Genomic DNA, 26,284 nt, shown 5'->3' with positions numbered 1-26,284 from the left:
CGCAGCATGTCCTGGCCGTTTCATTCCGGGACTGGCAAGACTTCAGGCGCTCGGGGTCTGCTCTGCCGGAACTGACCTTATTTCTTGCCGCGCAGGCGGTCCCTGAAATCGCGCTTGGCCGTTTCCAGGTCGCTCGACAGCCGCCCGCGCAAGTCGGCGCGCAGCTTGTCCAGTGTCGAGCCGCCGACGGTCATCTCCTCAGGATCGATACCGACACTCTTCATGGCCTCGTTCATACTGGGCCCTGCCAGCTTGAATCCTTCGGCCTGTTCGATGGCGCCAATGGTCCAGAACGCCTCTTCCGGCGCCCAGGCGTCCATGGTCTCGAAGGGGATCCGCAGATACCCATTCTCCGCAAATCGCACGCCCCAGCTGTTGCGCACGAGCCAGGTGTTGTCATCGAGGTCATACCCGACGATCAGCATGGAATGCCCAGCGGGCGGCTGGTTGTTGGGCACCTGGTCGGGCTTCGGCATGACGCCGGTCTCATTGGCGTGGTTGTAGTAGTTCATCGGTGCAAACATGCCGAAGACGATCGGCAGGCCCTGCGCCAGCGCCTTGAGGGCCGACTCGCCGCGCGGGGTGCGGGCATACTGAACAGCCTCATATTTCTGCGCATTTTCGTAACAGGCTTTAGGCGGCGCCTGCGTCACGCGCTGCAGGTCGAATGGCCAGAGCGCAGCTTCGCAAATGCCGTGCGCGAGCATCGAGGCCATCCCGTGATGGATTAAAGTGCCGCTGTCCTGTCCCTGCGTGCCCGAGAGCGCACGGGCATTGTAATAGACGAACAGGCGCGACATGTCGGTGACCGGAAGGCCGGCCTTCTTCTGGTGGAACTCCAGCGCGCCGACCACCGCATTGCCGACACACGAAGACGTGGTGAGCTGGTCCTCGATCGGCGAGCAATGGATGCGCAGGTCGACCTGCCGGGGCAGCCGCATGCTCGACGCGATCAGTTCCGGTGCGGCGGGCGCCGTCTTGTCGAAGATGCAGCCGGTCAGCTTGTAGTTTGTGAAGTCGGCCATGGAACCTCCTGCTCCAGAAGTGAAAATGGGCGTATTGTCTGTCTGGCAAATGCCGCACTGATAGGTGAAGACCGGCAGCGGAGAGTTGCAGTTCCAGCAATGGGTTGGCCGGCCGAATGTCTTCTTGTCATCGGTCATGGACAAGGCTCCCCCGGATTATGATTCACATGCATCTGACCCTGGGCCACAATCGTCGTGCCCGACGGATCGAAGGTCTGATAGGAAATGTGGCACTGACGGTCCCAGCTGGCCCGGCCTTGCAGCGAGAGCCCCATGGCCGGTGCGGAGACGACATAGGTCCCATTCGAACCCGACAAGGACCCCCTGATCGTGTAGTAGCCGCCATCCATTCCATAGCCGTCGCCGCTGAACTGGCCGCTATCGGACATGCGGATGTCGTAGACGATGCCCGAACCGTCATTCCATTGACCGTTCAGCGCACGCACGGGTGGCGGCGGAGGCGGTGGCGGTGAGTATGGCGGACCATCCTCGTCATCAGGGTCAGGAACCGGATCGGGATCGTCATTGACATCATAGCCCATGCACATCCGCCAGCTGTCGCCAACGAGACCGACACAGGGATCGTCGTCGATAACATCTTCAGGCCAGACCGCCGCGATCAGGACGACACCCGCTACGCCGGCGCCGGCCACATACCACCAGGGCTTGATCTTGCCGCCAGGGCCGACCGGCCCTGGTGTAGGCCGAGGATCGGGAGCTGGTGGGCGCCCCAGATTGACGGCGTCCACCAGTGCCGAGCGATAGTCCTCCGCGCTCTGCGGCCGGTTGGCCGGGCGGTTCGAAAGCCCCTTCTCGATCAGCGCATCGATGTCGGCAGGCACATCGGAGCGTCCGCCGGAAGGCGGCTGCCAGTGACCCTGTGGCAGGACATCGACCAGCAATTCATAGAAGATCACCGAAACCGAATAGAGGTCGGCTGGCGGCCCGGCAGCATCAGGATTGGTAATCTGCTCGGGCGCCATATAGCGCGGCGTGCCGAGGCCGGTTCCTGTGCCGCTGTCTACCGTCCCGCCGGCTGCGCGGGCGATGCCGAAGTCAAGGATCTTGAGCGGCGCGGCCTTGTCGTCCGGTTCACCCGCCAGGATGATGTTTTCGGGCTTGAGGTCACGATGGATAACGCCGGCCGCATGGGCCGCCTTCAGGCCATCCAGGATTTCGGCGATGATACGGGCCGCAACCCGCAACGGAACATCCTCACGTGCCTGCACCTTCTGGCGATGCCAGGCGCGAAGCGACTGCCCGTCGAGATACTCCATCGACACGAAAGGCTGGCCGGCCTCTTCACCGACATCATACACAGCGACAATATTGGGATGGCGGATGTCGCGCGCCGTGATGCCTTCAGAGATCAGCCGGTCGACGGCATTCGATCCGGCGAGGCGTTCGGGCCGGATCAGCTTCAGCGCAACCTGCTTCTTTGCCAGCTTGTCATCGGCGCGGTAGACCACGCCCATGCCCCCGCGCCCGACAACGTCCTCAATGGTATAGCGTCCGGCGAAGACGGTTCCGGGCGCAAGCTCCGGCTGCTTTCTCGAGCTCGGTGAAACCGTGCCCGTATCATCGAGGGTTTCCAGCCCGCCCACCGTCTGCATGGCGGAGACGTCTACTGAAGCGGGCTTCTCGCCAACAGGTTCGCCACATTCCGGGCAAAAGCGGTCGTCTTCGCTCATTGCGTGCTGGCATTTGCTGCAGGTCGTCATGAGGTCTGTTCCATCAGGCAACGGGCGGAAGGCCCTGGAAAGTGATGCCGGTCACCCGGCCATGTTCACTGTGAAAGCGGGTCTTGAGGCGAAACCGGTCCTCGGAGCCGCGCAGCGGCGCGATCTCGTCGCCATCACTGAGGACCACGGTCTTGTCGCGGCCATAGCCCTTGCCATTGACTGAGACACCGCCACCGCCCGTTACACGCAGGATCAGGCGGTCACATTCGATGTAGAGCTCGAAATGGCGGCGCGAGATCTGCTGGCTCAGGTCACGGTCGATGTTGCCGGCCTCGTCGCGGACGAGCAGACGTATATCGCCTGGACCACCCTGGCTTCGGGTCCGGCTGCGGCCAGCCGACAGGATCCCGTCCGATGTCAGGATAGGGCCGGGAAAAGGGGTTTCCGCGTCCGGAAACCCCTCCCACGCAAGGCGGGCGCCTCTCGGCACCCACACCATCTCACTGGTCCCCCGAAGTCCCAGCCTGCGTTCGTGCTTCTCTGCCCGGACAAGCGCAAGGTCGACCGCTTCAGTCGACCGCTTAGCGACGGTATCCGACGCCCCCTGCCCTGAAATGTAGACCGTGTTGCCGTGCCCGGCGCTCTGCCCGCCAATATTTACAACGGGCGCGGCAGCCTTGCTGTCGTCCTTGACCTCGATGGTCAGTGAAGCGGCAAAGACGAAGGCCTCCTGGCGCCACCGCCAGTGGCTCGACACCGCAATCAGGACTTCCAGTCCATGAATGCCAGCCAGGCCCAGCGGGTCGGTGCGAACCGAGAAAGGCCTTTGTTCGCCGGCATGCAGCCGCTCCCAGCCGAGATCGACCTCACGCCACTCGCCATAGCCTTCGCTGCTCCATACGGACGTTACGAACAATGGGCGGCCCACGCCTGAGCGGTTTGCCAGCAGCAGGGGTATGGCGACGGCCCCACCGATACGCGCTTCAGTCTGCGCGCCCGCCGCCATCTGGAGGTGCGGTGACACGCACACCGTGCACCGTCCCGCATCGTCGAGCAGGCCACCGCATTCCTCGAACGCCATGCACCGGATCAACGGCTTGCCGCATTCACCGCAGAACGTCGCATCCTCTTCGAGCGCCGACGTGTAGCAGCAGGGCTGCTGCGTGCGCTCGGGAAGGTTATGGGAGGAAGACGGGGCACTCATGTCATCAGGTCCGCAGCTTGTGTCCGCAGCCGGTGCAGAAATTCGCCTTGGCCGGCAGGGTTCGCCCGCACTTCGGACAATCGACCGTCGTCGGAGAGGTCTCCAGCCCGCTATCATGCTCATGACCGGACTTGCCGCCTGCACCGTGGGCAACGCCAGTGGCCCCGGCCATGCCTGCCTTGAGGATGTCGAGTTCATGGCGCCGGCCCGCTTCGCGCTCCTCGGCGGCGCCCCTGACCAGTTCGCGCATGGCCTCCATGGTGCTTTCGCCGCCACCGGCTTTTGCCCGGGCCTGCTCAATCAGGACGTTGGCAACATCCGGCGACAGGCCCGCATTGATCGCCATAATCTGCTCCGGCGACATCTTCGCGCCGGCCTGCAATTGCGCCGTCCGGGAGTCGGTGTCTGCCCGCACCTTCGCGATTTCATTTTCGGTCTCGGCTTTTTTGCCGCGAATATCGCGGTCGGTATCGCGATCCTTGCCTGAATGCTCAATGTCCATGAGGCTGCGCAGATTGGCGGCAGACTGCTCCTGCGCGATACGGGCGAGTTCGAGCTCCATCCGCTCGCTGCGTTCCCTGATCTCGACATCGGTAAACGCGCCGATCTTCTTCATCTCGGCGACGTGCTTGGCATCGAGGAGCTCGATTTCGCGCTCGACGGTGCGCAGCCGGCTGGCTTCCGATGTCAGGTCGGTCAGGTGGCTCGCCTCAGCGAGGTCGTTTTCAAGCTTGGCCGCGCGTTCGGTCCGCAACACCTCGATTTCGTGGGCAAGCGCCTCCATTTCCTGGCGGCGTGTCGCCTGCTCGCGCGCGTCCAGGAAAGCGACTTCGCTGTTGAGCACCATGTGAGCAAGCTCATCCTCGCTGGCGCTTTCGAGCTTGGCCATGTCGACATTGGCGGTAACCCGAATCTCGGTCGCTTCGGACTGGCGTTCCACCTCCCGCTTCAGCAGCGACAGCTGGTGGTCGAGCATGTCCTGCTCGCGGTTCAGACGGGCGCGGAGAAGAGCTTCACGTTCGACATCGCTAAGCGCCCACTCCACTGACACGGCCCGCACCATGACGCCGATATCGCCGCAAACGCGTTCGGCTTCCTGCATCATGTCCGCCTGGATCTTGTCCTGCAGGCCGCGCTCCCCGCGGATATCCTCGGCGTTCACTTGACGCAGCGCCGCTTCCATCACCCGGTCGGAGAAATGCGGCGCAATGCGTTCCAGCACATCCATCCGCGAGAGGCTCTTTCGCCCGGCCGAGGGCGCGGATTCCTTCGAAGCCCCATCGCTCTCATTTCGGGACACGCCGCTCATCAGGCCAAGGATATTGGACGGCTTGTCCGGGTCGAGCTGCAGCTCCAGCGTCGCCAGCCCCTCAATGTAGACATCGTCCTTGGACGTCCCGAAGACCGGAAGCTGGACCTGGAACGGTTTCAGGTCGGCGAGCATCATCGCGATATGACTTGATCCGCCGACGACGCTTTTTACGGCGTTGACCAGCCCACCTGCTGAAAAGTGCGCACCCTTGTAGGTGTCGATCAGCTCACCATTGCGGAACAGCAGCGCGGCAAGGTCCGGCGGGGTCGCAAAGCGCTTTTCAAGAAACGCCTTGAATTCGGATTCACGGACAAATTCCGCAAGCAGGTCCGGGTCGGTCAGTACGAGTGGTTGCGAGGCCATGGATCAGCCCTCCTGCCATTGGCGGCTTTTGAAAAAGCGGTAGACGTGAACGATGATGACAAGCGATGTCACGGCGAAGGCGATGGGATGGTTGGCGATCACCGCCCCCATCCGCTCGATGGAGGAGTACTCCTGCATCATCGAGCCCATGCGGCTGACCTGGAAGATCGCGCCATAAATCATGGTGGCCAAGGTAAAGACGGACATCAGGAAGCTAACGAGCCCCGCCAGACGGCCGGCCAGGGAAACCGGCCGGCGCTTGCCCACCATGGCTTCTTCCCTCGCCCGCTTTTCCAGCGCCTCATCATAGGTCGCCCCGCGTGCAATCGCTGCCTCGCGGGCCGCATGGTCGACGTTCAGGAAGTCCGGCTGGGCCGCCTTGTTCTTTCCAGCCGACTGGACCGGGGTCAGATTGGACGCAGAGCGCCGCCACCAGACGAATACCGTCAAAGCCAGCCAGACCGCGGCCACCGCCATGGTCACGTTCAATAGAAGCGTGATCAGCGGCCAGGCCTCGGGCGGGATTTGGTCCAGTGTCTCCTGCATGTCTGCGTCCTCGAAATGCGTCGGGTCTATAGAAGGAGGCGCAGCCCGGGCGCAGAACGGGTCACAAGGCCGAAAATATTTTTGCGGCGCGCGATTTGGCAGCAGACTTGCGATTGGCTCGCAACTATGGAAGGCTTCCAGTCGAGGAGGACGCGCATGGAAACTGTAGATGCAGCTGCGGCAAAGGACTTGCTGTCCGCGTGGCGTGAGGGCGACCTGGCGGCCCGCGACCGGCTGTTCGAGCTGCTCTATTCCGAATTGCGACAGGTTTCAGCCGCTTTGCTGAGATCCGAAAGCAACGCGTCTCTTTCGACGGGTGACCTTGTACATGAAGCGGTCGTCCGGCTGATCCATATGGATCAGATCGAGTGGACCGATAAGGCACACTTTCTTGCATTGTCGGCGCGCGCCATGCGCCGCGCCCTGATTGATCATGCCCGCAAGAAAAAGTCGGGCAAGCGCGGTCATCGCAAGGTCACGCTGGTTTCGAGGATCGCTGATGGCGGGCTTCACAGCGTTGAACTGGATATCCTCGAAAAGGCACTTATCCGCCTCAATGTGATCGATTCCGAGAAAGCCGAAATCGTCGAGCTACGCTATTTTGGCGGCTTGAGCCTTGAGGACATATCGGAAGTCACCGGGTCGTCTGTTTCAACCATCAAGCGCCAGTGGCGGGTGGCTCGCGCCTGGCTGCTGGACAGCCTTCAGGACGCAGCCCGGGATGAGCACGGATTCGCTTGACGCCAAGGCGATGACGATTTTTTCCGAGGCGCTCGACCAGCCCTCGGACAGCCGCGAAGCGTGGATCAAGGACGCCTGCGGGGACGACACCGCCTTACTGGCCCGTGTTCGCGCGCTGCTCAATGCGGATACCGGACATGCCAGCCTTCTGCGGACCGGCGGCGCCGCCACGGACCACCAGGACGCCCCCCTTCCAGAACGCGTCGGCGCCTACCGCATCACCGGTCTGATCGGTCAGGGAGGCATGGGAGCAGTCTATGAAGGCCACCGGGACACAGAGGACTTCGACCACGTCGTCGCCATAAAGGTCGTGCGCCCAGGCGCGCTGTCGGACTCGCTCGTCGAACGCTTCCAGCGGGAACGGCGCATCCTCGCACGGCTCAACCATCCCCACATCGCCCGCCTCTATGATGGCGGCCAGACCGAAGACGGCGCGCCCTTCATCGTGATGGAGCGCGTCAACGGTATGGCGATCACCGACTGGGCCGATGAGCGCTCGCTCGCCCGGGATGCCAGGCTGTCGCTTTTTGACGACCTTTGTGACGCGGTACGGCATGCCCACCAAAACCTCATCATCCATCGAGATATCACACCAAACAACGTCCTCGTCACCCCTGAGGGCTATGTGAAACTGATCGATTTCGGTATCGCAAAGCCGCATGAGGACGAGGAGGAAACCGCCAACGCGATCAATCCGGAGATGCTCAGTTATACGCCAGGATTTGCCGCCCCTGAACGCGCCACCGGCAGCGGTGCAAATACGCTTTCTGACATCTTTTCCCTCGGCAAGATCCTCGCCGCCCTGCTCCCCGAAACCATGCGGGACAGGGATCTCGACGCGATCATCGCAAAGTCGACAGCGCGCGATCCGAAAGACCGCTACCCCTCGGTCGACAGCCTGCTGGAAGACGTGACCAGCTATCGCAAGGGCTATGTTGTTGCAGCTCGCGAGGGCGGTACGCCTTACCGGATTAGCAAGTATCTCAGCCGTCACCGTATCGGCGCAACGGCGACAGCCCTGGCAACACTGGCCCTGATTGGCGGCCTGATCACCATGACGGCCCTTTACCGCTCAGCGAGCGAAAACCGGATGGCCGCCGATGCGCGATTCGACGATGTCCGGGAACTCGCAACCTTCATGATGTTCGACCTCTATGACGAGATGGAGAAGGTTTCCGGGAATACCCATGCCATCTCAATACTGGCCGACGAGGCCCAGACCTATCTGGACTCGCTGAGCGGCGACTCCCGCGCATCGCTGGATGTCCAGCTTGAAGCCAGCCGGGGATACAAGCGCCTGGCCGACATCCTCGGCAATCCCAAGAATGCCAATCTTGGCCGCCGGGACGAAGCGGGCGAGATGCTGGAAGCGGCCTACAGCCAAGCGCAATCTCTTTATGACAGCCACCCGGACGACAGGCAGGCGGTTCGCACGCTGGGCGAAGTCGCGTTCTCCCTTTCCACGCATCTCTATGTCTCCTCGGACCAGAACCAGCGCTCTCATGAGCTGGCTGAGCAATCGGCCGCGATGTACCGGAAGCTGACCTTGTTGCCGGACGCGCCCTTCGACGATCACCGCCAGTTCGTACGGGCAAAGATGATGTCAGGCGTTCCCCTGCCCTGGATGGACAAGGACGAGGAAGGCATCGCAATCCTGAAAGATGCTCTCGCGGCGGGCGAAACACTGGTTGAAACCTATCCCGATGAACCGGAAGCGAAACTCCTGCTAGGATCGATCAATGTCGAGGTCGCGCGCGCCTTGGTCCGCAGGGCGGACAAGGAAGGCATTTCGAGCGACAGCCTTCCCTATTGGGACGAGGCCGTCCGTCTTCGCCTTGAATCGTATCGCGACAATCCGGAGAATATACAGCCTTACCGCTCGCTGGTGACAATCCATTATGAACGCGGCGCTGTGCTGCGCTCGGAAAACCGGCCAGCCGAAGCCCTTGCCGAGATGATCCGCAGTCGGGAGATCGCCGAAGAGCTGCTCGCAAACGATCCTGACGATGCGTGGCTGCAGCGAATGCTTGGCGGCGTACAGGACGAAATTGCCAAAACGCTTTCCTATGAAGGCCAGCATGCCGAAGCCATCGCGGCCGCCGCAAAGGCGAAACGCTACAGCCTCGACGAGTTCGAGCGATCGCCCGACAATTTTGGCGCAAAGCGCGAGTGGGCCTACAGCCTCTCCCTCTATGCAGGCATTTACCTGAAGGCGGGCAAAATGGCTGAAGGCTGCGCCCTGGTGTCTCAATCACGCCAGCAATGGAATGAATTGTCGGAGAAGCATTCCCTGTCAGACCACGACATCGCGGTTTCCATAGCTGAACTGGAATCGCTTGAGGAAAGCTGCGCAGGCTGAACGCGCCGCTCAGTAATGGAACATCACATCGAACTTCAGGCTGGAATCGTAATTCTCGCTCATCAGGGGCGGGTCCGTTTCATACCGGAAGTCATATGAGACGCCCGCGCGCACCTGGTCGGTTACAGCGGCATTCAGACGAAGCGTCGGATTGAAGGTCGATGTCGGCTCCGAAAGCGTGGCCTTGGAGTCGAATTCGAAGTTCCAGTCCTCATTAACGGCCCAGTCGAGTTCGAAGGACCCGTAGATGCCAACGCCGTCAATGCTCCTGTCCTCTTCCGACAGCTTCAGCAAACGGTATCCCGGCCCCAGCTCGCTGCGAATCGTCAGCGCGTCCTGCTGGACCAGATATGTCCCGGCTCCGACGCCGGCGAATGCGCTGGTCTCGAAACCCGAGAACGCATCACGGTCAATTGAGCCACGGACATAGCCAAAATACCTGTCAGTCCAAAGCGTATCCAGCTGATAGGACGCGCCCCAGTTCCTCTGGTTCTGTACGCCATTGGCCCGGGACGCATTGCCGTAACCTTCAAGCCTGTGGATCTGGGCCCGGCGCATGAGATTGACCTTGCCGTGCATGCCGAGGTGGAAGGTGTCCGAATTGCCCTTGGTCTGAACGGCGTTCAGCGTGAGTTCCGCGTTGAGATCATCCCAGTAGGTGGGCTTCTCCAGCTCCGCTTCCTCGATCTGCACATCGACCGGCGCGACCACGACCAGTGGCGCAATCTTGAGAGGCGCAACGGGTTTCTGAAGCTCTTCAACGAAACGGTCGATCTGACCGGCCTGGTCGGGATAGGCTGACTTGGCCGCCGAGATGACAGCTTCTGCCTGTTCCGGATCGTCAAAACGCATCGCAGCCGAAAGCATGCGCCGCACGCCCGGCGGCAGTGGCTCAGGCTGAACGATGACGGTTTCAGGTTGAGCGCCTGCAACAGCAGCAGGCGCCAGGAAAAGCTCGAGCATGCGCACTCGCCCCGGTCGGTTTTGGACAATCGTTTCAATCTGCTGAAACCGATTCAGATTTACATTCCATAAACCCGAAACACATGCGGCGCAGCCGGGCTGCATTTTGGCTCAGCCGAAGGCCTCACACCCTCAGCGCGCGCCCCCGATTCCAACACGGCATCGGCTACCCATGAGGGGCAAACCACACCGACCATGACTGAAAATCTGCTAAACCATCACTGCGTTTGCATTATTTTTTGCAAGTTTTGCATTATTTTCGAGTCCCCGAAAACCGTGTAAACTGTAGCGTTTTCGCCTCACTTATGGGTAATCTACGCCGGCTTTACAAATTTTTTTCGATTTCCCGTTTGCAAAGTTTGCGAATTTTTGCGACACAGGGGCGGGTTAAAAAAATCGGGCGCAAAGCGTCAGGGAGGAAAATATGATTTTCACGGACTCGATCCGGCAGGGTCTTCTTGCAGGCGTCGCGGGCAGTGCCTTGCTGTTCAGCAGCTCGGCAGCTTTTGCTCAGGAAGAGGCCCCGGCGGCCTCGCAACAAAACGGCGACGAGACAGCTGCGGACGGTGAAGACGAAACCGCACGCCTGAGCACAGTCACGGTGTCCGGCATTCGCGGCTCCATCCAGAACTCTCTCAACCTGAAAAAGAACGAGACGTCGATTGTCGAGGCCATCTCGGCGGAAGATATCGGCAAGCTGCCGGATCTCTCAATCGCCGACTCGCTGGCCCGCCTGCCCGGCGTCACCGCACAGCGCGTTCGTGGCCGCTCGCAGCAGATTTCCATCCGCGGCCTGGGGCCGGACTTCTCGCTCGCGCTCTGGAATGGCCGTGAGGTGGTCTCCGCCGGCAACAATCGCGGCGTCGAGTTCGACCAGTTTCCGTCCGAGCTTGTCTCGCAGGGCGTGGTCTACAAGACCCCGGATGCGCGCCTCGCAGCGACCGGCATTGCCGGTGCCGTCGACCTGCGTACCGTGCGCCCGCTCGATTACAGTGACCGCCGCATAAACCTGTCGGCCAAGTACACGGTTAATGACAATGGCCAGCTGAACCCCGACTTCGACGATGACGGGTTCCGCTATTTCGGATCCTATATCGATCAGAACGAAGCCGGCACGATCGGCTGGGCGCTCGCCGCCACGGTCCAGTCGAACCCGACGCAGTACTACTCGCGCGAGCTGAAAACCAATGACGGCCAGACCAGCATCGACGGCACGACCGGGCTTGTGTATCCCTCCGACAACCCCCGAACGGGCGTCGTGTCACGGGACTTCGAGCGGACATCCATCGCTGGCTCCCTGCAGTTCGAGCCAACCGATCGCTGGCGCACGACAATCGATACCTTCTACACCGATACTGAGGATTCCGGCATCTTCCGGGGTGTTGAAACGCCGGTCGCTTCATGGGCCAATTCCAGCCCGGCCCTGACCAACATCACGGGATCAAGCGGCTTTGCCGACAGCGCCACTTACGCTCCGGTCAACCCGATCCTGCGCACGGACGAAGAGGGCAACACGGCCGAAATCTGGGCCTATGGCATTAACTCGTCCTACGACGTCACGGACCGGCTGACCCTGACCGGTGACATTTCGCGCTCGACCCTCGATCGCAATGACATCGACTACGAGTCCTATGCCGGCACCGGTTTCGCCGGCGCGGGCCCCTTCGACACGCTGACCTTCAATTTCCCGAATGATGGCGAGTACTCGATCGATCACGACCTGGACTACACCGATCCGTCGGTCGTGCTCCTGACCGATCCGGGTGGCTGGGGCCAGGTCGGCTTCATCAAAGAGCCGAAGATCGAGGACGAACTCGACCAGATCCGCCTGGAAGCCGAGTACGACATGGAGCTTCCATTCATCACCGGCCTGGTCGGCGGCTTCCTGTACACCCAGCGCGAAAAGACCTTCGACTCCAACGAAGCCTTCCTCCGCGCCGGTCCGGATTTCGTCAACGGATCGCTCGCCATCCCGTCCAACGCCATCGCGGGCAAGACGGATTCTGGCGATATCGGTTTCGACATGATCGCCTACCGCACCGGCCGCATGCTGAACGACGGCACCTATACGGTGGAAAAGGCGACGTTCGATACCGAATGGATGGTCGAAGAAGAGATCCAGACCTTCTACGCCATGGCCAAAATCGATGACGAGCTTGGCGGCGTGCCGGTCCGCGGCAATTTTGGCTTCCAGTACATCGATACGACGCAGAGCTCGACTGGAACGCTTAACTTTGGCGCCAACCAGTTTATCCAGGATGTCGAAGAGAGCTACACCAACTTCCTGCCGAGCGCGAACCTCAGCTTCGAGGTGATGCCGGATACCTTCATCCGGACTGCGGCCGCCCAGACTCTGACCCGCGCGCGCCTCGACCAGCTGGCAGCCAACCAGTCTCTGGAGACCAACAATCTGGTTTGCGCCGATACGAATGGAGACCAGCTGCCGGATGCCGTTGGCACGGTCAATCCGCAAGCCGGACGGACCTGCTTCACGCAGAGCGGCGGCAACCCGTTCCTGCGTCCCTACAAGTCGACCTCGTTCGACCTCGCCTTCGAGAAGTATTTCGGCGCAACGACGGCGGTCTCATTCGCCCTCTTCCACAAGGAACTCACGGACTGGGTCGTCCAGCGCGACTTCCTGATCGACGGCACGCAATCGATCCGGGCCGGTGGCCTAGGCGACTTCCTCGACGCCAATCCGGAAATCGCACCGGTCGTCCTGAGCGGACCGGAGAACTTCACGGAGGGCTCGATCACAGGCTTCGAGGCGACGCTCCGAATGAGCCTCGACGACTATCTGCCGCCGGCGCTCGAAGGGTTTGGCTTCAATGCCAGCTACACCTATGCCGACAATGAGCTCGACGACGGTAACGGCGGATCACTGGCCATCCCAGGCTACTCCGACACGGTATGGTCTGGCGACGTCTACTACGAGAACCATGGCTGGCGGGCCCGCGTGAGCGCGCGTCACCGGTCGGAATTCCTCTCCGAAGTCCAGAACTTCGACGGCTCGCTGTCGGGCGCTCAGGCCCTGGACGAGACCATCGTTGACCTCCAGGTCGGCTATGAATGGGACCAGGGACCGCTGGAAGGCTTCGGTGTGAATTTCGAGGTGTTCAACCTGACCGACGAGCCTTTCGTGACGGAAAACCAGACCGTGGATCCGACGGTAAGGTTCCCAAGCCGCCACGAACTTTACGGCACGACTTACAACTTCACGATTTCCAAGTCCTTCTAGGGCCTGGTTCTCCTCCTAAATCGTGAACAGGGCCCGCCTTCCTCATCCGAGGGCGGGCCTTTTTTATCTCTCCCGCGCCGCTAAGTTGGCGCCGAGCCAGGGGCAAGGAAACAGCACGCATGACAAGTGTCCAGATCGAGACAGTCGTGATCGTCGGCGGCGGCACAGCGGGCTGGATCACGGCTGCGGCCATGGCAAAGCTACTGCCCTCCTCCATCACTATCACGCTGATCGAATCCGAAGCGATAGGCACGGTCGGCGTTGGCGAAGCGACGATCCCGCAGATCCGCCGGCTGAACGGCATGCTGGGCCTTGATGAAGATGAGTTCGTCCGCGAAACCCGCGCGAGCTTCAAGCTCGGTATCGAATTTTCGGACTGGGGCCGCATTGGCGAGCGCTACATCCATACTTTCGGAGATCCGGGCATCAACCTGGCGAGCCTCCACTTTCACCACTACTGGCTGCGTGCCCGCGCCGAGGGCAGCGCATCGAGCCTGTGGGACTTTTCGCTTCATCATCGCGCGGCCTATGCGAACAAGTTCGGACGCATGGAGCGGGTCGGCAATACATCGATGACGGGCCTGGCCTACGCCTTCCACTTCGATGCGGGCCTCTACGCCGCCTATCTTCGCCGTTTTGCCGAAGCCGCCGGCGTCAACCGGGTCGAAGGGCGGATTTCGGCCAGCCATCTCAACAGCGAGACCGGCTTTATCGAGTCCGTCCAGCTCGCGAATGGTGAGCAGGTTGCCGGCGACCTTTTTATCGACTGCTCGGGCTTTCGCGGACTTTTGATCGATGGCGCGCTGGGCATCGACTATATCGACTGGTCGAAGTGGCTCCCCTGCAACCGGGCGCTCGCCGTGCCGTCGCAGAAGACTGAGCCGCTCCTGCCTTATACCAAAGCCATGGCGCGCGAGGCCGGCTGGCAATGGCGCATCCCGCTTCAACACCGCACCGGAAACGGCCACGTCTTCTGCGACAGCTTTATCGACGAAGCACGTGCAGCCGAAATCCTGGTGAGCAATCTTGATGGCGCGCCCTTGTCTGATCCGAAACCGCTGCGCTTCACCACCGGCCGGCGCGAACAGTTCTGGGCGAAAAATTGCGTCTCGATCGGCCTGTCGAGCGGCTTCCTCGAACCGCTTGAGTCGACTTCCATTCACCTTATCCAGTCCAATGTCTCCCGCCTGATCGAGCTCTTCCCGACGCGCAGGTTCGAACCGGCAAACATCGCCGAATACAATCGGCGCGTCGGACATGAATATGAGCTGGTGAGGGACTTCCTGATCCTGCACTATCATCGAACAGACCGGGACGACACGGAGTTCTGGCGCTACTGCGCGAACATGGACGTGCCTGACAGCCTGAAAGCGAAGATGGACCTGTTTGCCGGCGGCGGGCTTCTCCATACCGAGCCCGAGGACCTGTTCCGCGAGTCGAGCTGGGCCCAGGTCATGATTGGCCAAGGCCTGATGCCTGAGGCCTATCACGCCATGGCCAACCGTCTGTCATCAGAGCAACTGTCGCGCTTCCTGTCTGATACTGGATCCATCGTAGAAAGAGCCACGGCTCAGCTTCCGGAACATGCGGATTTCCTGCGATCTCACTGCAAGGCGGATTTGCAATAGCGTTCGATAAAGGCGCGATGATCCGGCATCGCGGCAACCGCTTCCTTCATGGCAGAACGCACCTGGCCGAGGCGCTCGGCGACGGGAACCGCGGCCCTCATGCCAGACAGCGCTGGCGCGCGCTCAGGCACCACGCCTTGCCCCAGATAAACGGCGATCCAGCTCGGATTGGTGAACAGTTCGCGCTCGTCCGAGACGATCATGCCGTGGCTGCGGAAATGGTCGATCTTGTAGGCAAGCCGTTCGGGCACATCCATTTCGCTGCAATGACGCCAGAAACCGTCACTGCGCCGCTCGGTCGCCTTGTAATGCAGGATAAGGAAATCGCGGATCCGCTCATACTCGGCCGCCGTGAGCGCGTTGTACTCTTCTGCCAGCAGGGGTGACATGTCCCGGCCGGGAAACATGGCGAGAAGGCGCATGATGCCATACTGGATCAGGTGCAGGCTGGTCGATTCCAGCGGCTCCATGAACCCTGCGGAGAGACCGATGGCGACAACATTGCCGTTCCAGAATTTCTTCCGGCGTCCGGTCTGGAACCGTAAATGTCTCGGCTCCGCAAACGGCTCACCCTCGAGGCTGGCCAGCAATTCTGATTCAGCGTCTTGCGGTGAGAGGTAGTCGTCACAAAAGACATAGCCGTTGCCGACCCTGTGTTGCAGCGGGATACGCCACTGCCAGCCGGCTGTCTTCGCGGTTGATTTCGTATACGGAAGAAGCGGCTCATCTGCCTTGCAGGCGACCGCCACGGCCCGGTTGCAAGGAAGCCAGTGAGACCAGTCCTCAAAACCGGTTTTCATAGTCTTTTCAATGAGAAGGCCAAAGAAGCCGGTACAATCAATAAAGAGGTCGCCGTTGAACGCCCGGCCGTCCTCCAGTGTCACCGAACGCACAAAGCCAGTCTCGCCATCCTGCATCGCATCGACCATGCGGCCCTCGACACGGGTTACGCCGCGCTGCTCGGCATACCTCCGGAGAAAGCGGGCATAGAGTGTCGCGTCGAAATGATAGGCATAATCAAAGGTCGACTGGATCAGCCGCCGATCCCGAGCGGGATGTTCGAACCTTCCGGCTTTCGCCGCCGCCCATGCCATCGAATAACCGTCTACGGATGATTCACGCCCGGCGATCAGCTCGCGGATAAGATACTGATAGAATGGAACCTCGTCGAACTCGGCGCCGTACTGGCCGAATGGATGAAAGTAGGCGTGCCCGTCACGTGTCCAGTTGATGAATTCAATGCCCAGCTTGAACGTCCCGCTCGTCTCCCGCAGAAAGGTCGCCTCATCTATCCCGAGACGGGCATTGAAATACTTCACGGGCGGTATGGTCGCCTCACCCACGCCGATGGTGCCGATCTCCTCGGACTCGACCAGCGTGATCTCGCAACTACCCTGCGTGGCATTGGCGAGTGCCGCTGCCGTCATCCAGCCCGCCGAGCCACCGCCAGCGATCACAACTTTCTGAACCGGTCCGGACTTCATGCGACGCACTCCCCACGGTATTTGCGCTTGGTAGCACAGCTTGCTGGTATACTCTGCTCACCCGCGCCAGGAGTTTGATCACGATGACCAGCACCCGCTCCGAAACCTATGTAAGCGTGTCCATCAAACGCTTCGGGAACGAAGGCGAACCCATTGTAATTATTGATGGTTTTTATAGCGACCCTGACGCACTTGTGCGCCAGTCTGCAGCCTCGATCTTTGGGCCCGCCGGGCGTCACTATCCGGGCCAGCGCGCGTCGGCACCTTCGGCTTATCTTGCCGAACGGATGAGCCTCCTGAAGGACCTGCTCACTGACGTGTTCGAGGCCGGCAAGGGCGCTGCGCTGGTGGAGTGCAACTTCTCCGTCGTGACAACACGTCCCGAAGCGCTCACGCCGATCCAGCGGCTTCCGCACTTCGACAGTACCGACAAATCCTACCTCGCCCTGCTCCATTATCTTTGTCCGGCAGACGCGGGCGGCACGAGCTTTTACCGGCATTGCGCGACCGGCTACGAGACCGTCACCGAAGACAGGCTCCAGCCCTATACGGCCAGCTTGCAGGCTGAAGCCACTCGCGATGGCCTTCCGCCTGCCGCCTACTTTTCGGGCTCCACCCATCATTTCGAGCGTATTGGCAGCGTCGAGGCCGCTTTTAACCGCATGGTGATCTACCGGGGCTACCGGCTTCATTCGGGTGATGTCCTGAAGCCCGAACAGATCGGTCAGCCTGGCGCGGACCCGCGCCTGACGGTGAACACCTTCCTGAAGGTTCGCACCTGACCGCTCAGCGGACATAGATCCGGTAGCTCCAGGCTGGCAGGTCCAGCTCAATCTCCGCATCGAGCACCGCGCGCTCACCCGAAAAATATTCCGTATACTGACCGGCATAAGGACCATCGGTGAACTGCACCACCTGATCGCGCGGCGACAGGTTCATGACGGCCAAAACACCGCCATTTTCATCCATGCGCGAAAAACTCAGCACGCCCTCGGGTGCGGTATTCACCACCGGCACCATGCGCGCGCCAGCCGCCCCATTGTGGAGCGCCGTCGTTTCCGTCTTGAGCTCGATCAGCGCCCTGAACAGGTTTTCGATTGGATGGTCGCGCCACTGGATCGGATCTTTCTCGAAAAATTCGAGCTGTTTCTCATTAAAGGCTTCCTGCCCGTTATAGATGAGCGGAATGCCCTCGCCGACGAAGGAGAGGACAATGGCGCTTTCATAGGCGGGACCGTAAAAATCCGGCGCGGCGGCGTCCCAGGAGTTCTGGTCGTGATTGGCGGTGTATGTCATCCGGTAGGCGTCGTGCGGCCAGACGCTCTCATTGCCGGAATAGTAGCCAAACAGGGCGTTGGCCTTCGCCTCGCCCTTGCCGATGGCGTGCATGATGTTCTTCCACTCCCAGGCATAAGACGCATCAAAGGCGCGCCTGTGAATGTCGCGCTGATCGAACTCTCCGAGCATGAAGACGGGTTTCACGCTATCAAGTTCGGCGCGAACCTCTTCCCAGAAGTCGAGCGGAATGTAGCCGGCGACATCGGCGCGGTAGCCGTCGATGCCGACCTCTTCGACCCAGTAGCGCATCGCACCGGCCATGTATTCGCGCAGCTCCGGATGGGAATGGTCAAGATCGATAATATCCGACCAGTCCCACCAGCGGGTTGGCATGAAGTCGCCGTCCCAGTCGCGCTCATACCAGTCAGGATGCTGCTCAACGAGCGGATTGTCCCAGGCGGTGTGGTTGGCGACCCAGTCGAGGATGACATGCATGCCGCGCTCATGGGCGGCGTCGACAAAGGATTTCAGGTCTTCGAGCGTGCCGAATTCCGGGTTCACGCCGTAATAGTCCCTGACCGAATAGGGGCTACCGAGGCTGCCCTTGCGGTTCTTTTCGCCGATAGGATGGATGGGCATCAGCCAGATGATATCGACGCCGAGATCGGCGAGACGGTCGAGCTCAAGCTCCGCAGCGGCGAATGTACCTTCCTCGGTGAACTGGCGGGTATTGAGCTGGTAAAGGACAGCGTCATCCGCCCAGTCAGGATGATCGACCTGGACGTAGGGCTGCGGGGCCCAGCGCGAAGGAATGTCGGCCGCGGGCGGCTGCGTCGAAGCGCAGGCCGCGAGCGCGAGCGCTGTCAGACTTGTGGCAAAGAGGCGGATCATGCGTCGGCTCCCAGCGGTTCAGGCGAAGCGTCCTCGGGAATGTCAGAAACAAAGAGCACAGCGATCGCGGCACAGGTGAAGGAGGCCGAGGCGATTGCGAAGGCCCAGATCGGCTCATTGCCGAAGAAGGTACGCAGCAGGAAGCCGAGCAACGTCGCAGCGACAAGCTGGGGCACCACGATAAAAATGTTGAAGATGCCCATATAGATGCCCATTTTCCGCGCGGGCACGGAGCCGGCGAGGATCGCATAGGGCACCGACACGATTGCCGCCCAGGCAACCCCCACACCCACCATGGGCAGGACGAGCGGTGCCGGATCATCAATCAGCACCATTCCGGCAAACCCGATTGCGCCGAGCAACAGGCAGGTCGCATGCAAGCGGCGCCGGTCCACCTGCGCGGCGAGCCAGATAATAGCAAGCGCAGCCGCGGCAGCGACGCCGTTGCGGACCGCGCCGAGAAGGGCCCACCAGTTGCCCGCATCCTGGTAGAGCGCCGTCGCCGCATCCGTTGCACCATAATGATGGTCAGCGACCGCCGGCGTGCCGTAGATCCACATGGCGAAAAGGCCGAACCAGGAAAAGAACTGGACGGTTGCGAGCTGGCGCATGGTGATCGGCATGCGGAACAGGTCGCCGACGACTTCCATGAAACCGTTGCGATCCCGCCCCCGGGAGCGCATGGCGCCTGCCGCGACCTGAATGATGCCAAATCCTGCAATCAGGGCCGCGAAGACGTAGAGGTCCTGCTTGAATTCGACATCGCCGAGCCAGGTGAGCCAGGATGGGCGAGGGTCCATCATGCCCGCCCAGAAAAAACCACCCAGCAGAAGACCAATCGCGAGCCAGGCCAGGCCACCGCTGAAGAAAGCGCCCGCCGAACGCGGCGGGGAGTCGTCATCAATGGCCTCACCAAGCCCGAGCGCTTCACGCCGCGCTGCCTCGAACTGCTCCATCTGCTCCGGCGAGTATTCCGGCGTTGTGAGCACCGTCAGCAGGACAGCCAGGAACAGCGCGGCGCCACCAATATAGAAAGCGAGATGCACAGTCATCGGGATTTCACCCTCGGGTGCGGTATTCGAGACGCCAAACTCGGTCATCAACCAGGGCAGCGCGCCGGCAATCACGGCCCCCAGACCGATGAAGAAGCTCTGCATGGCATAGCCGGTCGTGCGCTGGCGATCGGGGAGCATGTCCCCGACAAAGGCGCGGGTCGGCTCCATGGTAATGTTCAGCGATGCGTCCATGATCCACAACGTGCCCGCCGCGATCCAGAGCGCCGGACTGTTCGGCATGACGAAGAGGGCAAGTGACGCAAATATCGCCCCGACAAGGAAGTATGGCCTGCGCCGGCCGAAACGCCCCCAGGTCTTGTCTGAAAAATGACCAACGATGGGCTGGACGATGAGGCCGGTGAGCGGGGCGGCGATCCAGAGGATCGGAAGCGAGTCGATGCTGGCCCCAAGTGTCTGGAAGATCCGGCTCACATTGCCGTTCTGCAGGTCGAATCCAATCTGGATACCGAGAAATCCGAAACACATGTTCCAGATCTGGCCGAAGCTCAGCTTGGGTTTCTGCATCCTCTTCCTCCCAGCCCGCGCCATTGTTCTATTTGGGCGCGCGGGCACCATAGTGTTTTTCTGGCAGCCTATTCAGCAATCAGCCGGATAGCCGCTCCGCCCGACGTGGCGAGCGGAATTTCGATGATGTCGGACGCCGTCACATCGCGCGTCTCGAGCGTGATCGCGTAAGGATTCGTCTTCCAGTCGGCGTCCGGTCCGTCACGATAGATCTCAGCTGTATAGGCACGCCCCTTGTCGAGAAAGCCGAGCGGAATGCTGACCGTGCGCGCCTCCTCATCGGTCAATGCACCGACATACCAGTTGTCGGAATTGCTATCCTTGCGGGCCTGGACGATGAAATCGCCAACCTCTCCATCCAGCGCAATGGATTGCTCCCAGTCCGCGGGCACATCCTTGATGAACTGGAAGGGCTCGGGATTTGCCTCATAGTTTTCCGGCAGGTCAGCGGCCATCTGCACCGGACTGTAGATGACCACATAGAGGGCGAGCTGCTTGGCAAGCGTCGTCTGCACGCGGTTCTGGTCATCCTCGCCATTCGGCATCAGGTCGAAGATGCCTGGCGTGAAATCCATCGGACCGGCGAGCAGGCGGGTAAAGGGAAGGATCGCCGTGTGCTCTGGCGGGTTGGGCGGCGTACCCCAGGCGTTGAACTCCATGCCTCGGGCGCCCTCGCGGCTGACCGCATTCGGATAGGTGCGGCGAAGGCCGGTATCCTTGACTGGCTCATGAGCGTTGATCGCGAGGCCATATTCATGCGCCTTTTTCAGAACCTTGAGGTCATGGACGACCCGCTCCTGCCCGTCATGCCAGCCATAGCGGCGAATGCCCTCATCATCATGAAAGACGAGGTCGCTCGCATCGGCGACATAGCCTGTCTTGACGGTGGAATAGCCATTTTCCCGGTAGAGCTCGAACGCGTCTTCGAGCTGGGCTTCATAGTTTGCGATATTGGCTGAGGTTTCGTGGTGGCCAATCAGCTCCACGCCTCTCGAGGCGGCATAATCCGACAGTGCTTCAATGTCGAAATCCGGATAGGGCTCAGCAAAACGGAACAGGTCGCCATTGCTGAACCAGTCTCCGTCCCAACCAATGTTCCACCCCTCGACCAGCACGCCGGAGAAGCCATTCTCAGCGGCGAAGTCTATATACTGCTTGGTGTTTTCCGTTGTCGCGCCATGCTTGGGGCCTGAGCCCCAAGTGTACTTGTTGATGTGCATGCCCCACCAGATCCCGACATATTTGCCGGGCGTGAAATAGGAGACATCACCAAGCGTGTTCGGCTCATTGAGGTTGAGGTAGATGTCGGAGCCGTTGACCAGGTCGGCGGCCGTATCGCCGATCTGGATCACCCGCCAGGGCGTATTGAAAGCGCCGCTGACCCGCACCTTGACCCCGTCATGGCGCGGAGCGAGCTCAGCCTCCAGTATACCGGCCCGGCGCTGGTCCAGCCACATCCCGGCATAGTCGATCAGGGCGGCTTCGTGGATCGCGACGTATGGACCGGCGGTCTCACCAGAGTCCATTTTCAGTGTAAAAGGGGTATGAACCCGGTACATGTCGCGCACCGGCGTGGTCTTGTAGATATATTCGTACCGGTTGAACTCGCCTGCCGGCGTCCACCAGGACATCGCATCAGGATCGACGGCGAATTCCGTGATTTCGTCCACCAGAGCGCGCTCTCCCATGTCCGGCACTTCGTAACGGAAAGCGACCCCCTCATCGAATACGCGAACCCGAAGGGTAAACGCCCGCTCCGGACCGCTTGTCGAGGCAAACCGCACGGAAACCTCCTCGTGCCGGTCCTGAACGATGGTCCGCTCACCCCAAGGCTGGGACCATTGCGTATCGACGACCGCCCGGTTGGCCGATACAGCCGAAAAGCCCCGGTCAAGATCGGCGCCTTCGGCAAAGCGCAGACCCAATTTCGAGACACCGACAATCGTCTTCCCATCGCGCTCGACCGAATAGACAGGCTGGCCATCGCGGGCCGTGACCTCGACGCGCGTGCGCCCATCCGGAGAGCTGACGGTGAAAACCTCAGAGGGAGCGACCGCGTCCGGTGCCTGCGCCTGGGCGACGAAGGCTTGCGGAGCCGCGCACGCGATCGCGGCACCAGCCATCAGAGCCATGGAAAATGCGGATGCGATGCGCGTTGTTTTCATGGTGTGACCCTCCCGTTTGGCCGTCTTTTATAGACCCCAGACTGTATTGCAAACTTTTGCAAGTCAATTCAAATTTTTCAAAAACACGAATCGGGAACGCCATTGGGGGCACGCTTTCCAATCCCCAAAAACCCCAATCTTAAAAGGTTTTTCAAAGATTTTGCGGATAGCATCTTGCGTGAATTAACTCGCATGCTACCAATGCAAAAGTTTGCGGAAATAGACAAAAGAACATCCGCAGCAAAGAGGGAGCGCCCCCATGACCAGAACATCCGCATACCTGCGCGCCGGAGTCCTCGCCACGCTGCTCGCCGCAGCCGGCTGCACCAGCCTGGCTCAGGCCCCGGATGCCAAGCCCTTGCCGCCATTGGAGGATCGCCTGCCCCAGGACGAGATCATCTATTTCGTCATGCCGGACCGGTTCGAGAATGGCGATCCGTCAAACGACAGAGGCGGCATTTCCGGAGATCGGCTGGACCATGGCTTCGACCCGACCGATAATGGCTTCTATCACGGTGGCGACCTGAAAGGCCTGACCAGCCGGCTAGACTATATCGAGGCGCTCGGCGCGACCGCGATCTGGCTGACGCCAATCTTCGAGAACAAACCCGTGCAGGGCCCGCCCGGCCTCGAGAGTGCTGCCTATCATGGCTACTGGATTACCGACTTCACCAATGTCGATCCGCATCTCGGCACACGGGAGGACTTCAAGGCTTTTGTCGAGGCGGCCCATGCCCGCGGCATGAAGGTGTACATGGACATCATCACCAACCACACGGCCGATGTAATCCAGTACCGCGAATGCAGCGAGACCGCTGCGCCGGGCGATGAAGTGGGTGAAGAGGGCTGCGTCTACCGCAGCAAGGGCGCCTATCCATGGACGACCGAAGGCGGTCCGGATGGCCCGGTCATCAATGAAGGTTTCCTGGGCAGCGATGCGGCGTATCAAACCGCGGAAAACTTCAAAGCCCTCGACAATCCGGACTGGGCCTACCATCCCTTTGTGCCGGCGAATGAAGCATCAGCGAAAACGCCCGCCTGGCTGAACGATCCAATCTACTACCACAATCGCGGCAATTCCGCCTTTGAGGGCGAGAGCTCGCGGTTCGGGGATTTCGCAGGCCTCGACGACCTGATGACCGAGGACCCCCGCGTCGTGGCAGGCTTCATCGACATCTACAAGCAGTGGATCACCGACTACCGCGTCGATGGTTTCCGCATCGACACCGCCAAACATGTGAACCCGGAATTCTGGCAGGCTTTCGTGCCCGCCATGGAGGCGCATGCCAGGAGCCTTGGCATCCATCACTTCCACGTCTTCGGCGAAGTGTACGAGTTCGATGCCGGGCGCCTCTCCGCCTATACGACGCGTGACAGGCTGACCTCCGTGCTCGACTTCGCCCTGCAGAGCGTCCTGCAGGACATTGTCGTCAACGGCGCGCCGGCGCGGCGGCTGGAAGAGCTGTTCGAAGTCGATCATTCCTATGCCGACGGCCTGGAGACAGCTGCCATCCTGCCGACCTTTCTCGGCAATCACGATATGGGCCGCTTTGCCGGTTTCCTGCGTGAGGCAGATCCGGACATGACGGATGAGGAGATGCTCGCCCGCCTGAAGCTTGCCCATGCCATGCTGATCTTCTCACGCGGCGTGCCGACCATCTACTATGGCGACGAGCAGGGCTTCGTTTCCGATGGCCATGACCGAGCCGCGCGCGAGAACATGTTCGAGAGCCAGGTTGCCGATTACAACGACAATGATCTCGTCGGCACGCAGGCCACGACGGGTGATGTGAACTTCGACACCCGGCATCCGCTTTTTAGCGCCATCGCTGAAATGGCCGCGACCCGCATGGCGCACCCTGCCCTGCGCCGCGGCAAGCAGGTGATCCGCCACTCTGACGAAGAGGGCGGCCTGTTTGCCATGTCCCGCTTCAATGAAGACCGCACGCGAGAATACCTTATCGTCTTCAACGCCGACGAAGAGGCGCGCACGCTGAACCTTTCGGTATCAGGCCTGTCCGCTGAGTGGGCCTCGCTGCACGGAGATTGCGCCCCTGCCGCGTCTTCGCCCGGGAGCTATCCGATAACAGTTGCCCCGCTCGACTTCCTAGTTTGCTACAGTGAGCAGGGCTAATCCATGAGTATTGAAATGAGTGAATGTCCAGACAATGCGCTCGCGCGCCGTCCATCCGAACGCGATACGTTGAACGCCCCCTGGTGGAAGGGGGCGATCATCTATCAGATCTATCCACGCAGCTTCCAGGATACGACCGGCGACGGCATTGGTGACCTGAAAGGCATCATCAAGCGGCTGGACCACATTGCCTCATTGGGTGTGGATGCTGTCTGGCTCTCGCCCTTCTTCAAGTCGCCGATGAAGGATTATGGCTACGACGTCTCGGACTATTGCGATGTCGACCAGATGTTCGGTTCGCTGGAGGATTTCGACCGGCTTGTCGAACGGGCACATGCGCTCGGCCTGAAGGTGATCATCGACCAGGTCTATTCCCACACATCGGACGAGCATGCCTGGTTCACCGAAAGCCGGGAGAGCCGGACAAACCCCAAGGCCGACTGGTATGTCTGGGCAGACCCCAAAGAAGACGGATCCCCGCCGAACAACTGGCAGTCCGTGTTCGGCGGCACGTCATGGAAATGGGATGCGCGGCGACAGCAATACTACTTCCATAACTTCCTGCCCTCACAACCCGACCTGAATGTCCATAATCCGGAGGTTCAGGACGCCTTGCTCGCGGCGGCGAAGTTCTGGCTGGATCGCGGCGTCGACGGCTTCCGGCTGGATGCGATCAACTTTGCCATGCATGACCGGCAACTGCGGGACAATCCGCCGTCCGGCCTGCCGATGGACCTTGTGACCCGGCCATTCGACATGCAGCGCCACATCTATTCGATGTCGCAGCCCGAGGTCCCGGCTTTCCTGGAGCGTATCCGCGCCCTGCTCGACACCTATGACGGCAAGTTCACCGTGGCCGAAATCGGCGGCCCGGACCCGATCGATGAAATGAAGCGGTTCACCGAGGGCGACAGCCGGCTGAACTCCGCCTACAGCTTTGACTTTCTCTATGCCAAGAGCCTCTCGCCCGACCGTGTGGCACGCTCGCTGAACCAGTGGACAGGCACCGGTTCGGAGGGATGGCCGAGCTGGGCCTTCTCGAACCATGACGCCCCGCGTGCCGTCAGCCGCTGGGCCGCCGCCGGCGACCGCAAGCAGGCTGCTGACCTCCTGCTTCTGCTCCTGCTCGCCCTGCGCGGCAATGCTTTCATCTACCAGGGCGAGGAGCTCGGCTTGCCTCAGGCGAACGTACCCTTCGAGCACCTCAAGGATCCCGAAGCGATCGCCAACTGGCCGCGCACGCTCGGACGGGACGGTGCGCGCACGCCGATCCCATGGGAAGCGGACAAGCCGCATGCCGGCTTCTCGGCGGGTGAGCCATGGCTGCCGGTTGATCCCGGCCATGTGCCGCTTTCGGCCGACCTCCAGGAGGCCGACCCCGGCTCCAGCCTGAACGTGACCCGCTCCCTGATTGCGGAGCGGCGCAAATGGCCGGCCCTGCGGCTCGGCAGCCTGCGCTTTCTCGACGCGCCGGAAGGGGTCATCGCCTTCGAGCGAACGCTTGAGAGTCAGACTGTTCTCTGCGTCTTTAACGTCAGTGACACCATCCGCCGCTATATGCCGCCGGAGGGTAACGCACTTGCGGTGGTTGCACACGAACGCGGCAGCGCCGTAGATAAGCCGTCCGTGCCCGGACAGCTCGAGCCCTGGAGCGGCTACTGGGCCGTCGGGCAAGCGCACGAAAACTGAGG

Annotated in this window: 17 protein-coding genes; 7 read left to right on the top strand and 10 right to left on the bottom strand. The window is 61.1% G+C overall.

The window, feature by feature from the left end:
• Nucleotides 1-77: 77 nt before the first annotated feature.
• Genes D1223_RS04360 through D1223_RS04340 form a run of 5 tightly spaced genes read right to left on the bottom strand, consistent with a single transcriptional unit; the run spans nt 78 to nt 6,132 of the window.
• Complete coding sequence (locus D1223_RS04360) at nt 78-1,163, bottom strand: C1 family peptidase (RefSeq protein WP_119375160.1); 1,086 nt, start codon at nt 1,161-1,163, stop codon at nt 78-80.
• The gene (locus D1223_RS04355; RefSeq protein WP_119375159.1) at nt 1,160-2,746 is read right to left on the bottom strand and encodes a serine/threonine-protein kinase; all 1,587 of its coding nucleotides are present in this window, start codon (nt 2,744-2,746) and stop codon (nt 1,160-1,162) included. Before D1223_RS04355 ends, D1223_RS04360 begins: the two co-directional genes overlap by 4 nt.
• Before the next feature lie 13 nt (nt 2,747-2,759).
• Complete coding sequence (locus D1223_RS04350; protein WP_158588400.1) at nt 2,760-3,911, bottom strand: FHA domain-containing protein; 1,152 nt, start codon at nt 3,909-3,911, stop codon at nt 2,760-2,762.
• A 4-nt stretch (nt 3,912-3,915) separates the two neighbouring features.
• Complete coding sequence (locus D1223_RS04345; RefSeq protein ID WP_119375157.1) at nt 3,916-5,586, bottom strand: zinc ribbon domain-containing protein; 1,671 nt, start codon at nt 5,584-5,586, stop codon at nt 3,916-3,918.
• A 3-nt stretch (nt 5,587-5,589) separates the two neighbouring features.
• The gene (locus tag D1223_RS04340) at nt 5,590-6,132 is read right to left on the bottom strand and encodes a hypothetical protein (RefSeq protein ID WP_119375156.1); all 543 of its coding nucleotides are present in this window, start codon (nt 6,130-6,132) and stop codon (nt 5,590-5,592) included.
• 156 nt (nt 6,133-6,288) lie between these two features.
• Here D1223_RS04340 and D1223_RS04335 point away from each other — a divergent pair, with 156 nt between their 5' ends.
• Both D1223_RS04335 and D1223_RS04330 read left to right on the top strand, forming a co-directional pair.
• On the top strand, nt 6,289-6,873 hold the full coding sequence (locus tag D1223_RS04335) for an ECF-type sigma factor (RefSeq protein ID WP_119375155.1): 585 nt from the start codon (nt 6,289-6,291) through the stop codon (nt 6,871-6,873).
• Nucleotides 6,854-9,232, top strand: coding sequence for a serine/threonine protein kinase (locus D1223_RS04330; protein ID WP_119375154.1), 2,379 nt, complete (start codon nt 6,854-6,856; stop codon nt 9,230-9,232). Before D1223_RS04335 ends, D1223_RS04330 begins: the two co-directional genes overlap by 20 nt.
• 9 nt (nt 9,233-9,241) lie before the next feature.
• Here the strand turns inward: D1223_RS04330 and D1223_RS04325 are convergent, their stop codons facing one another.
• A complete protein-coding gene (locus D1223_RS04325; protein ID WP_158586700.1) occupies nt 9,242-10,195 on the bottom strand; it encodes a DUF481 domain-containing protein in 954 nt (317 codons plus the stop codon).
• A 424-nt stretch (nt 10,196-10,619) separates the two neighbouring features.
• Here D1223_RS04325 and D1223_RS04320 point away from each other — a divergent pair, with 424 nt between their 5' ends.
• Nucleotides 10,620-13,433, top strand: a complete 2,814-nt coding sequence (locus D1223_RS04320) for a TonB-dependent receptor (protein ID WP_119375152.1) — start codon at nt 10,620-10,622, stop codon at nt 13,431-13,433.
• A gap of 119 nt (nt 13,434-13,552) precedes the next feature.
• Complete coding sequence (locus D1223_RS04315; RefSeq protein WP_119375151.1) at nt 13,553-15,061, top strand: tryptophan halogenase family protein; 1,509 nt, start codon at nt 13,553-13,555, stop codon at nt 15,059-15,061.
• Here D1223_RS04315 and D1223_RS04310 read toward each other — a convergent pair.
• Nucleotides 15,037-16,545 carry a tryptophan halogenase family protein gene (locus tag D1223_RS04310; RefSeq protein WP_119375150.1) on the bottom strand — a complete coding sequence of 503 codons (1,509 nt, stop codon included), beginning with the start codon at nt 16,543-16,545 and terminating at the stop codon, nt 15,037-15,039. The two genes, D1223_RS04315 and D1223_RS04310, sit on opposite strands and share 25 nt — an antisense overlap.
• An 83-nt stretch (nt 16,546-16,628) precedes the next feature.
• Between D1223_RS04310 and D1223_RS04305 the strand changes: the two genes are divergently transcribed.
• The gene (locus D1223_RS04305) at nt 16,629-17,327 is read left to right on the top strand and encodes a DUF6445 family protein (RefSeq protein WP_119375149.1); all 699 of its coding nucleotides are present in this window, start codon (nt 16,629-16,631) and stop codon (nt 17,325-17,327) included.
• Between the two features lie 4 nt (nt 17,328-17,331).
• On the opposite strand, the gene D1223_RS04300 is transcribed toward D1223_RS04305, so the two are convergent.
• The 3 genes from D1223_RS04300 to D1223_RS04290 form a co-directional block, all read right to left on the bottom strand.
• Complete coding sequence (locus D1223_RS04300) at nt 17,332-18,714, bottom strand: alpha-amylase family glycosyl hydrolase (RefSeq protein WP_119375148.1); 1,383 nt, start codon at nt 18,712-18,714, stop codon at nt 17,332-17,334.
• On the bottom strand, nt 18,711-20,294 hold the full coding sequence (locus D1223_RS04295) for an MFS transporter (RefSeq protein WP_119375147.1): 1,584 nt from the start codon (nt 20,292-20,294) through the stop codon (nt 18,711-18,713). The genes D1223_RS04300 and D1223_RS04295 overlap by 4 nt, the downstream gene beginning before the upstream one ends.
• A gap of 68 nt (nt 20,295-20,362) precedes the next feature.
• The gene (locus D1223_RS04290; protein WP_233353033.1) at nt 20,363-22,459 is read right to left on the bottom strand and encodes a glycoside hydrolase family 97 protein; all 2,097 of its coding nucleotides are present in this window, start codon (nt 22,457-22,459) and stop codon (nt 20,363-20,365) included.
• Between the two features lie 259 nt (nt 22,460-22,718).
• Here D1223_RS04290 and D1223_RS04285 point away from each other — a divergent pair, with 259 nt between their 5' ends.
• Nucleotides 22,719-24,593 carry an alpha-amylase family glycosyl hydrolase gene (locus D1223_RS04285; protein ID WP_119375146.1) on the top strand — a complete coding sequence of 625 codons (1,875 nt, stop codon included), beginning with the start codon at nt 22,719-22,721 and terminating at the stop codon, nt 24,591-24,593.
• A gap of 15 nt (nt 24,594-24,608) precedes the next feature.
• The gene (locus tag D1223_RS04280) at nt 24,609-26,282 is read left to right on the top strand and encodes an alpha-glucosidase family protein (protein WP_119375277.1); all 1,674 of its coding nucleotides are present in this window, start codon (nt 24,609-24,611) and stop codon (nt 26,280-26,282) included.
• Nucleotides 26,283-26,284 lie beyond the last annotated feature (2 nt).

Source organism: Henriciella mobilis, assembly GCF_003576285.1.
GTDB lineage: Bacteria > Pseudomonadota > Alphaproteobacteria > Caulobacterales > Hyphomonadaceae > Henriciella > Henriciella mobilis.
This window is presented reverse-complemented; position numbering and strand designations above follow the sequence as displayed.

Coding starts and splice junctions, on each gene's coding strand:
- D1223_RS04335 (WP_119375155.1), top strand. CDS start 6,289: ATGGAAACTGTAGATGCAGCTGCGGCAAAGGACTTGCTGTCCGCGTGG.
- D1223_RS04350 (WP_158588400.1), bottom strand. CDS start 3,911: ATGAGTGCCCCGTCTTCCTCCCATAACCTTCCCGAGCGCACGCAGCAG.
- D1223_RS04320 (WP_119375152.1), top strand. CDS start 10,620: ATGATTTTCACGGACTCGATCCGGCAGGGTCTTCTTGCAGGCGTCGCG.
- D1223_RS04315 (WP_119375151.1), top strand. CDS start 13,553: ATGACAAGTGTCCAGATCGAGACAGTCGTGATCGTCGGCGGCGGCACA.
- D1223_RS04330 (WP_119375154.1), top strand. CDS start 6,854: ATGAGCACGGATTCGCTTGACGCCAAGGCGATGACGATTTTTTCCGAG.
- D1223_RS04280 (WP_119375277.1), top strand. CDS start 24,609: ATGAGTGAATGTCCAGACAATGCGCTCGCGCGCCGTCCATCCGAACGC.
- D1223_RS04300 (WP_119375148.1), bottom strand. CDS start 18,714: ATGATCCGCCTCTTTGCCACAAGTCTGACAGCGCTCGCGCTCGCGGCC.
- D1223_RS04285 (WP_119375146.1), top strand. CDS start 22,719: ATGACCAGAACATCCGCATACCTGCGCGCCGGAGTCCTCGCCACGCTG.
- D1223_RS04310 (WP_119375150.1), bottom strand. CDS start 16,545: ATGAAGTCCGGACCGGTTCAGAAAGTTGTGATCGCTGGCGGTGGCTCG.
- D1223_RS04325 (WP_158586700.1), bottom strand. CDS start 10,195: ATGCTCGAGCTTTTCCTGGCGCCTGCTGCTGTTGCAGGCGCTCAACCT.
- D1223_RS04345 (WP_119375157.1), bottom strand. CDS start 5,586: ATGGCCTCGCAACCACTCGTACTGACCGACCCGGACCTGCTTGCGGAA.
- D1223_RS04355 (WP_119375159.1), bottom strand. CDS start 2,746: ATGACGACCTGCAGCAAATGCCAGCACGCAATGAGCGAAGACGACCGC.
- D1223_RS04305 (WP_119375149.1), top strand. CDS start 16,629: ATGACCAGCACCCGCTCCGAAACCTATGTAAGCGTGTCCATCAAACGC.
- D1223_RS04340 (WP_119375156.1), bottom strand. CDS start 6,132: ATGCAGGAGACACTGGACCAAATCCCGCCCGAGGCCTGGCCGCTGATC.
- D1223_RS04360 (WP_119375160.1), bottom strand. CDS start 1,163: ATGACCGATGACAAGAAGACATTCGGCCGGCCAACCCATTGCTGGAAC.
- D1223_RS04295 (WP_119375147.1), bottom strand. CDS start 20,294: ATGCAGAAACCCAAGCTGAGCTTCGGCCAGATCTGGAACATGTGTTTC.
- D1223_RS04290 (WP_233353033.1), bottom strand. CDS start 22,459: ATGAAAACAACGCGCATCGCATCCGCATTTTCCATGGCTCTGATGGCT.